General features: G+C 42.2%; 8 protein-coding genes. 4 read left to right on the top strand and 4 right to left on the bottom strand.

The annotated features are described in order from the left end of the window. Nucleotides 1-51 precede the first annotated feature (51 nt). The 4 genes from H9Y05_RS03635 to H9Y05_RS03620 all read right to left on the bottom strand — a co-directional run bounded on the left by H9Y05_RS03635 (nt 52) and on the right by H9Y05_RS03620 (nt 7,609). Nucleotides 52-3,696, bottom strand: coding sequence for a DEAD/DEAH box helicase (locus tag H9Y05_RS03635; RefSeq protein WP_216713536.1), 3,645 nt, complete (start codon nt 3,694-3,696; stop codon nt 52-54). Nucleotides 3,697-3,804: 108 nt separating this feature from the next. After that, nucleotides 3,805-4,653, bottom strand: coding sequence for a type IX secretion system membrane protein PorP/SprF (locus H9Y05_RS03630; RefSeq protein ID WP_216713535.1), 849 nt, complete (start codon nt 4,651-4,653; stop codon nt 3,805-3,807). Continuing rightward, the gene (locus tag H9Y05_RS03625; protein WP_216713534.1) at nt 4,653-5,831 is read right to left on the bottom strand and encodes an alpha/beta hydrolase family protein; all 1,179 of its coding nucleotides are present in this window, start codon (nt 5,829-5,831) and stop codon (nt 4,653-4,655) included. The genes H9Y05_RS03630 and H9Y05_RS03625 overlap by 1 nt, the downstream gene beginning before the upstream one ends. Before the next feature lie 239 nt (nt 5,832-6,070). Then, the gene (locus H9Y05_RS03620) at nt 6,071-7,609 is read right to left on the bottom strand and encodes a T9SS type A sorting domain-containing protein (protein WP_216713533.1); all 1,539 of its coding nucleotides are present in this window, start codon (nt 7,607-7,609) and stop codon (nt 6,071-6,073) included. Nucleotides 7,610-7,791: 182 nt separating this feature from the next. On the opposite strand from H9Y05_RS03620, the gene H9Y05_RS03615 reads away from it, so the two are divergent. The 4 genes from H9Y05_RS03615 to H9Y05_RS03600 all read left to right on the top strand — a co-directional run bounded on the left by H9Y05_RS03615 (nt 7,792) and on the right by H9Y05_RS03600 (nt 13,683). After that, nucleotides 7,792-10,419 (top strand): valine--tRNA ligase, encoded by a 2,628-nt coding sequence (locus H9Y05_RS03615; protein ID WP_216713532.1) that lies wholly within the window; start codon nt 7,792-7,794, stop codon nt 10,417-10,419. A 91-nt stretch (nt 10,420-10,510) separates the two neighbouring features. Then, nucleotides 10,511-12,112: an LTA synthase family protein gene (locus tag H9Y05_RS03610; RefSeq protein WP_216713531.1), complete on the top strand. Its 1,602-nt coding sequence runs from the start codon at nt 10,511-10,513 to the stop codon at nt 12,110-12,112. 5 nt (nt 12,113-12,117) lie between these two features. Further along, nucleotides 12,118-12,732, top strand: coding sequence for an IMPACT family protein (locus H9Y05_RS03605; RefSeq protein WP_205729580.1), 615 nt, complete (start codon nt 12,118-12,120; stop codon nt 12,730-12,732). 27 nt (nt 12,733-12,759) lie between these two features. Continuing rightward, nucleotides 12,760-13,683: an aminopeptidase gene (locus H9Y05_RS03600; protein WP_216713530.1), complete on the top strand. Its 924-nt coding sequence runs from the start codon at nt 12,760-12,762 to the stop codon at nt 13,681-13,683. Nucleotides 13,684-13,783: the final 100 nt, after the last annotated feature.

The following is a 13,783-nucleotide window of genomic DNA, read 5'->3' as shown; positions in this document are numbered from 1 at the left end:
TTCGCGATTAAATTCCACCGGAATCCATCACTTTTTGATCCGGTACGGTATTTACATCAACTTCATCAACTCTTCTTTGGATAATTGTTTGAGCATGCTGTTATCTGTATGGACCAGTTCATCAGCCAACTGACGTTTCCGTTGCTGCAATTCCATAATCTTTTCTTCTATGGTGCCCGGGGTAATCAGGCGAACGGCAACTACCTTATTGGTCTGTCCGATGCGGTGTGCCCGGTCGATTGCCTGGTTTTCCACAGCCGGATTCCACCACGGGTCCACTAAAAACACGTATTCTGCCCGTGTAAGGTTCAAGCCGGTCCCTCCCGCTTTTAAGCTGATTAGAAATACGCGGACAGTTTCATCAGTTTGAAAAATTTCAACTTGTTCTTCCCGTTTTTTTGTCTGTCCTGTCAGATAAGCGTACCTGATTTTGTGATCATCCAGCCGTTTTTTGATCAGGTCAAGCATTCCTACGAATTGCGAGAACACCAATATTTTATGCGCTTCTTTCAGGTTGTTGATTTGTGCCATCAATTCATCCAGTTTGGCAGACTGATCACCGTAAAATTCATCATCGGAAAGTAATGCAGGGGAATTGCAGATTTGCCGCAACTTGGCCAACCCTTGCAAGACATGTAGTCCTGACGCCTGTAATTCTTCCTCTGACAAGCCCGCCAGGTACTTTTGAAATTCTATTTTGTAGGTATCATACACCCTTCGTTGTTCGGTGTCCATTTCACAATAAACGACCATTTCGGTTTTTTCGGGTAATTCTGCAGCCACCTGTTTTTTGGTTCGTCGCAACACAAACGGATGAATTTTCTGTTGCAATTCTTTTGCGCGTGCTGTATCCTGGAATTTATCAATGGGGGTCGAATAATCGGCCGCAAAGCGTTTGGCACTACCCAATAATCCCGGCATCGCGAACGACAACTGGGCATACAAATCAAATGTGTTATTTTCCAATGGTGTACCTGTCACCACCAATCGCTGTCGTGCATCCAGCAAACGCACGGCTTTGTAGCGTTTTGAATCCGGGTTTTTAATCGCCTGGGATTCGTCGAGAACAAGGCAGTCAAAGCGTTGTTTTTTCAATTCCTCCACATCTGACAATAAGGTACCATAGGTTGTAAGCACTACATCATACAGGTTGAAATCAACTGTATATGTTTCCCTGTTTGTTCCGTGCAACGCGATGTAATTCAGATGAGGAGCAAACTTATCCATTTCCCGCTGCCAGTTGAAGAGTAACGAGGTGGGAACAATTACCAGGTTGGGCCGGGTATTTCCTTTTTCATGGCGGGTTAAAAAGTAAGCAATAATCTGGATGGTTTTTCCCAATCCCATGTCATCGGCCAGGCAACCTCCAAAGGAAAATTCATCTAAAAAGTGAAGCCAGTTGAGTCCTTCTTTCTGGTAATCACGCAGCGTAGCATTTAATTTTTCGGGTACCTGAACCTTTCTGATCGAATGAAAATTTTCCAGTTTTTGTTTGTACTGATCAATTTCCAACTGTGCTTCCCGGGACAAGACTTCCCGTTCAAACAGTTCATCAATCCGTTTAAAATTACTTTTATGCACCTGGATGGTGTCATTTTTAATTTCCCCGGAGCGAAAATAATGTCCGAATTTTTCAATCCACTCCTGCGGCAAGATTCCCTGCGTTCCGTCTCCCAATTGTACAAACCGGGTTTTATTGAGAATGGATTTTTGAATTTCTTTCAATCCTGCCTGTTGCTTTCCGAACGACACATTTATTTTCACGTCAAACCAATCAATTCCTGAAATGATTTGTGTCTGAACGTTCATTTTATGCGCATTGTAGCGGTTGTTTTTCAATTGGCTGAATCCTAAGATCGCATACTGATTGCTGCGCCATTCCTCAAACGCGTCAATGAACCACCCCTGGTCTAAAAACTCTTGTTTGTGCAGGTAAAAAAATTCTGTTTGCGGAAATGCTTCAAATGACGGGTGCTGTGCCTGAATCGACCGCAGAAATTTTCGTTCGGCAGCTTCATTGCGTTCAACAGAATACAATGTTCCATCCGGATTTTCTGTGTAAACGGTCCGCCTGGAAAGCACCGCTACTTCAACTTCTCCATAACAAATAACGGGAGTAATTAAGATGTAATCATCCGATTCTGACAGGTAAATCAGGTGTTCTGACACCTGGTTCAAGGAACGTTCTTTGATTACTTTTGCAGGGGCTTTTTTCACAAAACTGTATGAAACCGTGATCCGTTGCTCCAATGGATTTAAAAATTCTTCCCGAAACGATTCAAATTGGGTCCGGTGAATAAAAATTTCGTGGTTTTTGCTTTTAAAAAAATGCAGTACCTGTACCACTGTTTCGTTATTGACAAAAAACAATTTTTCTGCGGAGCGAAAGAACGAACCGGACAGGTGAATGTTTTTAGATTGAAATGTTTTATGCCCAATCGTCACCTCACAGGTAAGCACGTAAAAATCGCCGGATTGTCGTACAAATAGTGTTGCTTCCGGATTTCCGGGCTGAACCGTTATCAATTCCAGATTTTTGACATTTACCCGCTTCGTATCCCATGAATTTGCATTAAAATAAAACGGGAAGTGCAATGGATTTCTGACAATGTCCTGGTATAAAAACGGTTTCGCGCCGTATACATCCTGTTGCATCAACGCCGAGAAGAACAACAGTTCATCCTGGTTGGTATGCTGCCTCATTTTCTCCTGCAATGTCACTTTTTCTACCGGAGATTTGAGTTCTCCCGACTTTGACAAGGGAGCTTCCATCAATGTGAACACCAATTCTTTGGAATAGTTGGATGTTTCGACCAATACAAATTCTTTTTTTTCCGCATTGTTCAATTTGGGAAATTGGAATTCGGGGATCAACTGGCGTTTGAGTTCCTGTTTCTCATAAGCCGTGAGCGAAAGTAAGGTATACCTGGGGTGCACGTGAATGCGTCCGTAATCGAATTTCAATTCAAATAAATCATCCGGGTTTCCAAGGTTCGTCAATCCCATCTTAGCGGCATATTTACGTAAAAAGTCAAAGCGTTGTTCGTCGTTAAAGGGCAGCTGTAATTCATTCGTATTCCGAATTTCCGCAATGGCGAAATGGATATGCGCGCACAGCTTTTTGGACGGGTTGTAGCAGGTACATGCCAGTGAAAGATGCCCGTTTGCCTGTTCAATGACAACGGTCCACTCATCGCTGTATCCCTGATAAATTTTTGCTTCGATCCGATGATTTCCTAATTTTGCTTCCCGGAAATCCATCCGGCTTCCCCATGTATTGTTTTTCTGTATCCCTTGGGAAACACTGACAATCTCCTCTTCTGAGAGTTGAAGAAGGTCTTGATGTTCGATTGTAAAACCGGTTTTGTCTTTTTTGATTTCAACTAAAGGAACGACTTCCTGCTTTCGTTTTTCCTTGCTCTGTTTTGGCAGTAACCCATCGGCGTAGGTCAGTGCGCGAATGATGTGCTTACAGTATCCTGCCTGGCTGTACAAACAAGAACAGGCTGCATTCAGCACTTTTTTTTGATTGAAATTGATGTGTACCGCATACGTCGTTCCATCTTCCAGCCTGGCTTTTATTTGTCCCTCTTGTAATTCCAGTTCCCTTACAGCTACCACTTCCGCTTCACTTCTACTGTTTTGCGTAGTATAATTGGAAATAAACGACTCAAAAGGAGGAAAATTGAAATTCATCTGTATGCATCAAAAAACCAAAAGTACGAAAAGGTAAGGACAATCATCCATTGATTCGAAAATGATTGAATGCGCCCATCGCTCCCGGGAAGGTATTGACTTTTGTCCTTAAAACCGGTAACCGAACATGAAATTACCGGTGTAGTCAGATGTCACGTGTGAATGACCGAAGGATATTCCCGTATACAGCTGTTTGCTGATGTTGACCGCAACTCTGTATACATGTCTCAATTCCTTCAGACGAAAAAAATAAGCCACATCGACCTTGTTCCAGAAAACGGCATCCAACCCCACATCAACCTGGAAAGAAGTCGTGTAAGATGGAAGTGTGAATACAGATAATTGAAAATTCCTTCCAAATACATGCGTGTATGAAAGATTGGAGTAGAAAATACGTTCGTTTTCAAACAATTTGTAGGTATTAATCACATTATTGCGAAACAGGTTTTTTGCAGCAAGTCCGAGTGTAAAGCCTTTTATTCTGTATTGAAACCCAAAATCCAGATCGGGCAACAGATAGGCTCCTTTAATATCCGTTGCATCATTGCTTTCATAAACAGACCGGTCTTTCAAATAATCGAGGTTCATTACCGCCCGCAACCCGATATCAAACCGGTGGTTTCCTTTTTTCAGGTGCGTTGCGTACCCCAATTGAAGTAAATGACGGTCAAAAAAGGAATACTGATCGTAGACATACCCGGCATTGATACTCCCTTTGATTTTATCTATCCGGCGGATGTAATTGAGAAAAATATTCGGCGCTTTAACGGATGAATTGTTCGGCACAAACCGATGGAGCAGATACAATTGCAGGTCATTGTTGAAATTCGTGTCAGCGAGACCGGCCGCAGCATTGATGTAGTTCATGTTATTAAAATACATGTCCTGGCGAATCAACGATTGGGAAAATGTTCCAACAGAAATTCCGAAAAAAGCAATCAGCAGCAGTTTTTTCATTACTTTAAAAGATTAAAATCCGCAAGGGTATTCAGTACATAATTTTTTACTTCCGATACATGGTTTCCGCCGCTGTACGTATACAAGGTCACATCTCCCCCGGCATTTGTCAGCCCCGTTTTTGCACGTTCCGAATTAAAATAAGGAACGACATCATCGGCATCCCCATGATGAAGGAACACTTTACCGACAGGGGTCCAGCCTTCGGAAAATACATTTTTGTTGATTTCCGCGAGCATCCCTGTATCTTCTCCTGAAAGCAGTTTATGCATAAACCCTTCACGGATCAATTGAGCGGGAATTTTTGAAGGGGTACTGAAACTCGATGCCTGGTCGTAAACCGGATAAGTCCAGATTTGATCATTCGGGCGTTTCAGTCCTGAAAAAGTATTGATGGAGTACAGGGCCCATGAATAGATATTCACCAACTGGTATTCCTGGTCTTTGTTTCTGAACACATCGAATAAAAACTCTTTGCAATCGTGTGGTCCCGCCAGACTTGAGCTGGCCACTACCTGGAACTCGTTTGCATATCCTTCCTGGATGAATTTATGCGTGGACAAACTGGCTCCTCCGCCTTGTGACCATCCCGCCAGAAAAACACGGTTATCGTATGCCAGCTGCTCGTTGTTAAAATATGTTTTGCAGGCCTTCATCCCGTCAATACACGATTTAAATAATTCCGGGTAATAAATATAGGGGTGCTCTTCCTTTTCCGTACTTCCATACCCGATGTAATCGGGCATAAAGACAGTGTATCCTGCAGATGCCCACGCCAACGCGATGTTTCTTACTTCGTAAAAATTTTCTTTTTGCAGGTCATAGAGCGAGGGCACTGCTTTTTTCACTCCGAACACATTCAGGGGAATCAACGTGCCATGGAAATAGGAGATAAAATAAACCGAATCCGCGTTTTTAGGCAGAAACAACATCCCGTCAGTTTTGACATTTTCCCCTTTGCTTTCAGACACATAAGAGATGCGTATCACCTCTACATCATGCATTGAAATACCACTTGCGTCGTATTCATCGATAAAGTCTTTAACCTCATCTTTGGCAATGGAACCCACCCGCTCATTGCTAATGAGCGCACCTCTTTCCTCAGAAGTGATTTCGGCCTTTTTACACGACAGCAGCACAATGCTGATTCCTGCAAACAGAACTAATACTTTTTTCATTTGACTGAATGTTATAGTAGTGTTGTCTAATTGTTTCTACTGCGAAGAATAGTCTGCTATTCCAGCATATCGTATACTAAACTAATCTATTTTATGTAAACAAACAACTGTTTATTTATACACTGTACATATTTCCAACCCCTGGTATGTTTAATAACTTAAGCCGATCACAGGTACTATAAAAAAATCGTGGTTATTGGAATAACCACGATTTCCGGTGTCATGAACTGACATTCAATTTATTTTTTGACAATTTTCTTTGTAACTTTTGTCATTCCTGATACAACTTCAACCAGGTAGTTCCCTGTTGCTAAAGCAGCAATGTCCGTCGGAACAAGTGTTGCCGGCTGTCCGGTAATCGTCAAGGCAACTGTTCCAGCCACCGTATAAACAGTAACCTGTTCAATCAGCGATTCGCTTTGAATCACAACCGGTCCGTTTGTCACCGTTGGATATACGATTACTTCATTTTGTTGCATAGAAGTAACACCAAGCCCTTCCTCTTTCAATTTCACAATCCAGGCATCATCCTGACCTTGATTTTCAGTCACATCTCCATTTGCTGAACCTGTGCTTCCGGCAATTACAAATCCACCGTCGGAAGTCAAAGTACCTGCCAGTGCAATATCCCAGCTGCTCCCCCCAATTGTTTTTTCCCATTGGATGGCTCCCGCGGCATTCACAGCAAAGATCCAATAATCATTTTCACCTTTATTTGTTGCAACATCTCCATCATTAGAGGTTGTTGTTCCAAAAACGGCATAATTATCTGCAGAAATTTCAGCGATATGATACCCTTCCTCATAACCTGTCCCTCCAAATGTATGCTCCCATTCGATGACTCCCTGTTCGTCTAATTGAACAATCCAGGTATCCAGACCGCCGTGATTCGCAGCAACATCACCATTCGTGGAAGTTGTTGAGCCTGTCAACACATAAGATCCTCCCGTGCTTTCAATCACATCCCACAGGTAATCGGATCCGCTGCCCCCGATTGACTTTTGCCAGATCAGTGTTCCCGTTTCCGACAATTTAATGATCCATCCGTCTTCCGCTCCTTTATTTTCTGTCAAATCACCATTCGCCGAATCGGAATAACCAACGATCACGATATCCCCTGCCGATGTTTCGATTAACTTGCGAGCATAATCCGTGTTACCCCCACCCAATGATGCCTGCCATGTAAGTGTTCCTGATGCATCAATTTTAAATATCCAGCAGTCAGTCATTCCGTTGTTTTCCGTCACATCACCATCTGACGAATTGGACTGTCCTCCGATAATGTATCCTCCTGCTGTCGACGGAACAATTGAGAATCCCGCATCACCATACATTCCACCGTATGTTTTCTCCCATTCTATTTCCCCTTGACTATCCAGTTTAACAACCCACACATCATTTCCTCCGTGATTAGCAGAAACATCTCCGTTGTCAGAACTTGCCGAACCGGTAAAAATATATCCCCCTTCTGTTGTTTGAAGAACGGATCGTGCATTTTCAGCACCTGTCCCTCCGTACGTTTTATACCATGCAACTGCACCATTCGCCGCAAACTTTATCAACAAGGCATCCCGGTCTCCGTTATTCCCTGTAATATCCCCGTCATTTGACTCTGTATATCCCGCAGCAATATAGCCCCCGTCTGACGTTTCACGAATTGAATAAATGATTTCGTTTTCAGAACCACCCAGTGATTGTTTCCATTCAATTGCAGGTCCCTGACTCATTGCAACAATACCTATTGATACACCTAAAAAAGTCGTAATTGTTTTTTTCATATTTTTTAATTGAAGTTGGTAATTAAATGATTCGTTATAGCAATGCCTTACATAAAAATCGTGCAGCGAAACTATCCCCCAGTAAAACGCAGCGAATGTAACTATTTTTATTTTTCATGCATCATTTACATCTTGTTAAAAACAGCCATAATCACTACCTTTGCAAAAATTTATTTTATTCTATGGAAATTCCTAAAACATACGAACCGCAAAGCGCAGAGACAAAATGGTACAAGCATTGGTTAGACAAAGGTTACTTTCACTCCACACCGGATGAACGCGAGCCTTATACAATTGTCATTCCACCACCAAACGTCACCGGGGTTTTGCACATGGGGCATATGTTGAACAATACCATTCAGGATGTATTGATTCGCCGTGCGCGTATGTTGGGTAAAAATGCCTGCTGGGTTCCCGGTACGGACCATGCATCGATTGCCACAGAAGCAAAAGTTGTACAGAAACTGCGTGCGGAAGGGATTAAAAAATCGGATCTGACACGTGAAGAGTTTTTACAACATGCATTTGAATGGAAAGACAAACACGGGGGAATCATCCTTGAGCAATTGAAAAAATTAGGGGCTTCATGTGACTGGGAACGCACCGGTTTCACGATGGATCCGGAATATTCTGAATCGGTGATCGATGTGTTCATCGATTTATACAACAAAGGAAAAATATACCGTGGCGTACGAATGGTTAACTGGGATCCGGAAGCAAAGACGGCTTTATCGGATGAGGAAGTACTTCACAAGGAAGTGAACTCCAAATTGTTTCACCTGCGCTATAAAATTGCAGGTGCTGACGATGCCTGGTTAGTAATTGCAACCACCCGTCCGGAGACAATTTTAGGAGACACGGCGATCTGTATCAACCCGAACGATGAGCGCTATAAGCACTTACACGGAAAACAGGCAATCGTTCCGATCGCCAACCGTACGATTCCGATTATCCTGGATGAATATGTCGATATGGAATTCGGAACAGGGTGTTTGAAAGTAACTCCGGCACACGACGTAAATGACTACGACCTGGGGATTCGTCACAACCTGGAAACAATTGATATTCTGAATGACAACGGAACGTTGAACGAACACGGATTGCATTACCAGGGACAGGATCGTTTCGAGGTACGGAAAGCCATCGAAAAAGAATTGTATGATAAAGGATACCTTGTAAAAACAGAAGATCACATTAATAAAGTCGGGTTTTCGGAACGCACCAATGCCGTTATTGAGCCGAAATTATCACTCCAGTGGTTTCTTTCAATGAAAGAGTTGGCACAACCTGCATTGGAAAATGTATTAAACGGAAACATTAATTTCCATCCGGATAAGTTTAAAAATACCTATAAACACTGGATGGAAAATGTAAAAGACTGGTGTGTTTCCCGTCAATTATGGTGGGGACATCGGATTCCGGCATGGTATTTTGGTGAGGGGACAACTGATTTTGTGATTGCGAAAACCGCTACAGAAGCAGCAAAGCTGGCTTCCGAAAAAACGGGAAAAACAGTTACTGAACAGGATGTACGTCAGGATGAGGACGTACTGGACACCTGGTTCTCCTCCTGGTTGTGGCCGATTTCTGTTTTCAATGGATTGACACAGCCCGGAAACGAGGAAATCAAGTATTACTATCCGACAAACGACCTGGTAACAGCACCTGAAATCATGTTCTTCTGGGTTGCACGTATGATCATTGCCGGTTATGAATACATGGGAGATTTACCTTTCCGGAATGTTTACTATACAGGAATCGTTCGCGATAAACTGGGACGAAAGATGTCAAAATCACTGGGAAATTCTCCGGATCCGATTGAGTTGATTGAACAATACGGCGCGGACGGTGTTCGTATGGGGATTCTGATTTCTTCTCCTGCCGGAAATGATTTACCGTTTGACAGTTCTCAGTGTGAACAGGGACGTAACTTCACAAATAAAATCTGGAATGCATTCCGTCTGGTTGACAGTTGGGAAGTGCATGAAATTGATCAGCCGGAGTCATCAAAATGTGCCATTGAGTGGTTTGAATCGCGTTTTAATGAAGCATTGACAGAGATCAACAGTTTATTTGATAAATTCAAGATTTCAGAAGCGTTGATGGCTATTTATAAATTAATCTGGGATGATTTCTGTTCCTGGTACCTGGAAATGATTAAACCGGGCTACAAACACCCGATTGATCCGAAAACGCTGGAGACAACAAAGGATTTCTTTGAAAACATTCTGAAGTTGATCCAACCGTTTATGCCGTTTATTGCAGAAGAGTTGTGGCATTTGATCCGCGACCGCAAAGAAGGTGACGATATCATTATTGCAGCGTGGCCGGTAATCGGAACAATCAACACGACTGTTCTTGATCATTTCAAACGCACAGAAGAAGTAATTACAGGCATTCGAAACATCCGTAAATCCAACAACATTGCCAACAAGGTAAAAATGGATTTACTGATCAAGAAAAACAATGCGTTTGATCCGCGTTTTGATGCAGTGGTCATTAAAATGGGAAATCTGAGCTCCCTGGAATATGTTTCTGACAAAATTGCCAATGCAAACAGTTTCATTGTCGGAAATAATGAATATTACGTTCCGTTCGGAGATTCGATCGATGTAGAAGCAGAAAAAGCTAAAATGGAAGACGAATTGAAATATGCGAAGGGATTCCTGGCAAGTGTTCAGGGAAAACTGAAGAATGAAAAATTTGTTTCCGGAGCACCGGCACAAGTCGTGGAAATTGAACGTAAGAAAGAGGCAGATGCACTGAGTAAGATTGCAATCTTAGAAGAAAAGCTGGCTTCATTGAATTAATACCGGATCTGATTATTCATCAAAAATGAGAGAACGCATGTTCTCTCATTTTTGATATATTTACCCTGTTCCCACTTATTAGCATTAGCACATGAACTTAAAAGCCGGTCAACTTGAAAAATATTGTTTTTTACTTATTACATTCATCAGTCTGTATCCCGTTTTTACAGGCATTGTTTTTCCGACACTGGATGGTCCGGCTCATTTACACAATGCAAATCTCATCAATGCGTTGTTATTTAATGAACAAAGTATCATTCATGATTTTGTAGAGATTAATCCCGAACCGGTACCCAATTGGCTGGGACATTTCCTGCTTTCTTTTTTCAATTTATTTTTACCTGCTTTTATCGCTGAAAAACTCTTGTTTATCTGTTACATCATCGGACTTCCCTATTCTTTCCGAAGCCTTGTTAATCGGACACATCCTGAAAACCGGTTGGTCAGTTACCTGATCTTTCCCTTCATTTTTTCCTCCTTTTTCTTTTTAGGTTTTTACAACTTTAATCTTTCATTGATTTTATTGTTTTTCACACTCAGCTTCTGGCTGAAGATTTATCAAAACAATCATGCCTCTACCGGTGCTGTTATTCAACTCTCTTTACTGATTACACTCACGTATTTCTCTCACGTTTTTGTATTTGTCATATTGATGGCGATTATCGGGTTGTACCTTCTGATAGGCGTTATTCATCGCTATGCGCATACACGGGAAAATGGTTCCGGGTTGCGCTCGTTTTTTTTGAAACAAATAAAATTTTTAACCTTAGCTTCCGTCATTCCCCTGCTTTTATTCGCCAACTATTTTTTCTCGCGGGAAGCATCGACATTCAATCACTATTTATCTGCATCTGACTTGACAAAAAATCTGACGGACATGTCAATTATGAAAGGACTTATGTCTGAAGAACAACCACTGATCAATGTCTTGTTTTATACCTTTCTGATGTTGTTTATTTATGCGATCTATCAGCGAATCAGAAGTATGATCCGCAGCTATAAAAATACAACGCACCGACGGATTCTTTCATTGCTAACCTCTGGCGATACATGGATTGTTATTGCCCTTGTTTTATTAGCAGCTTATTATGTTTCTCCCGATGTTAATGATTTTGGTGGCGTTATTTCATTGCGAATAGCCCTTCTTTTCTACCTGTCTGTATTGGTATGGATTATTGGTCAGCGGTTGAACAAATGGATTCAGCTAACTGTCACAGGGATTTTTATTATTGTTCACTTCCTTCGCATTGATTTTTATGTTGAAAAAACCGAAGGGCTGCGGGAATATGGTCAAAAATGTTATGAACTGTCTTCCGCCATTCAACCCAACAGTGTTGTTTTACCGTTGAATTACATCAACAACTGGTTATTTCTGCATTTTTCAAATTACATCGGTGCCGACAAACCTGTTATTGTACTGGAAAATTATGAATGTACCAAAGACTATTTCCCGCTTCGGTGGAAAATGCAGACCATTCCATCCCCTTCAATTGACGGAAAATCACTCCAGTCCATTGGATGTAACCATTGGCCTTACACCGCCAATCAAGCCGTCAAGATAGATTATATATTTGTCATGGGTAATTTTCCTGAAGAGCCGGACGCATGTACATCAGAATTGATGCGATTAGTGCAAGAAAACTATCACCTTGTTTCTGACAAAGGAGATGTGAAATTATACCAGTTAAATTAATCGGGTTGGACATTCAGACAACATACAAAACCGTCAGGCAGCAATCGGAGGGACTCTACAAAGAAAAGGGATCCAAATTCATTGCATATGCCGTTTGCTGTTATTCTGAAGAGGAAGCCAAGCGTTACCTGGAACAATGGAGAAAAGAGCACTATCAATCGCGGCATTTGTGTTGGGCTTATCGGTTCGGACTGGATAAACAACAATTCCGGGCAAATGATGACGGAGAGCCGTCCAACTCCGCCGGTGCACCTATTCTTGGTCAAATTCAATCGTTTGATCTGACGAATATTCTGATTGGCGTGGTGCGTTATTTCGGAGGAGTTAAACTGGGAGTCGGCGGATTAATCCATGCTTACAGAGAAGCTGCTCAGGATGCATTGCAACAAGCAGAGATTATCGAGGTCGAAGTGTTTCATCATGTCCGCATTCACTTTTCGTACGAGGTCATGCCGGAAGTCATGAATTGGTTAAAGCGTATGAACCTCGATTATAGCAACCAGCAATTTGAACTGGCTTGTACCCTTGACATCCAACTGCCACTTAACCGGGTAAGCGAATTAAAAGAAGAACTGGAAACCCTCGGAATAACTGACAGTGAAGTTCTGGGAGATTATTAACACCTGTCAACAAATAACAAAAAACAGATGGAATTACTAAAAAAATTAACAGAAATACGAGGGGCAGCAAGTGATGAAGGAGCCATCGCAGCATTTATTATTGACTATGTTAAGTCAAACTCCGGTAGTTGGAAAACGCAACCGCAGATTATCTCCGGTCCCGGGTTCCAGGATTGTGTGATCCTTGTATTCGGAACACCGAGAACGGCCGTTTACGCGCACATTGACACCATCGGTTTTTCAGTTGGTTATGATAAAGAATTAATCAAAGTCGGGGGTCCCCGATTGATTGACGGTATCCAGTTGGTTGGAAGTGATTCACAGGGAGAAATTGAAACAGAATTAATGGTCATCGAGAATGAAGACGGCTCAAAAGACCTGCAATATGTATTTGACCGTGAAATTGACCGGGGCACGTTACTCACTTTCAAACCTGATTTCCGGGAAACAGACACCTACATTCAATCGCCTTATATGGACAACCGCCTGGGAGTCTGGAATGCATTAAAAGTGGCAGAAACACTGGAGGCCGGGGCAATTGTATTCTCTACATATGAAGAGCACGGAGGAAATAGTGTGGGATTCTGCGCGAAGTACCTGTTGGATCACTATCAGGTTCGGCAAGCGTTGATTTCCGACATCACCTGGGTTACCCCGGGAGTTCCCCACGGAAAAGGAGTTGCCATTTCCATGCGGGACAGTTTACTTCCGAGACGGTCTTACCTGAATAGAATAATTGACCTGGCAACGTCATCCGGAATAGCCTTTCAATTGGAGGTTGAATCGGCCGGGGGAAGTGACGGCGGGGTACTTCAGAAATCAGATCTTCCTATCGATTGGTGCTTCATCGGAGCCCCTGAAGATCATGTACATACCCCGGATGAACTGGTTTACAAATACGACATCATGTGTATGGTGGAATTGTACCGTTTTTTATTAAAGAATTTATAAATTCCGACCTGATTGACAAGTGATTAATGCCAAGCGATCGACTTTTATACGTATTTTTTCGTATTTTGACTATTGATTTCTTGCACAATTAAAATTTAAC

The organism is Taishania pollutisoli, assembly GCF_014518315.1.
GTDB lineage: Bacteria > Bacteroidota > Bacteroidia > Flavobacteriales_D > Crocinitomicaceae > Taishania > Taishania pollutisoli.
This window is presented reverse-complemented; position numbering and strand designations above follow the sequence as displayed.

What these genes read in the sequence shown, in the direction of transcription:
- H9Y05_RS03635 (WP_216713536.1), bottom strand. Translation starts at nt 3,696, where the DNA reads ATGAATTTCAATTTTCCTCCTTTTGAGTCGTTTATTTCCAATTATACT.
- H9Y05_RS03615 (WP_216713532.1), top strand. Translation starts at nt 7,792, where the DNA reads ATGGAAATTCCTAAAACATACGAACCGCAAAGCGCAGAGACAAAATGG.
- H9Y05_RS03600 (WP_216713530.1), top strand. Translation starts at nt 12,760, where the DNA reads ATGGAATTACTAAAAAAATTAACAGAAATACGAGGGGCAGCAAGTGAT.
- H9Y05_RS03630 (WP_216713535.1), bottom strand. Translation starts at nt 4,653, where the DNA reads ATGAAAAAACTGCTGCTGATTGCTTTTTTCGGAATTTCTGTTGGAACA.
- H9Y05_RS03610 (WP_216713531.1), top strand. Translation starts at nt 10,511, where the DNA reads ATGAACTTAAAAGCCGGTCAACTTGAAAAATATTGTTTTTTACTTATT.
- H9Y05_RS03620 (WP_216713533.1), bottom strand. Translation starts at nt 7,609, where the DNA reads ATGAAAAAAACAATTACGACTTTTTTAGGTGTATCAATAGGTATTGTT.
- H9Y05_RS03625 (WP_216713534.1), bottom strand. Translation starts at nt 5,831, where the DNA reads ATGAAAAAAGTATTAGTTCTGTTTGCAGGAATCAGCATTGTGCTGCTG.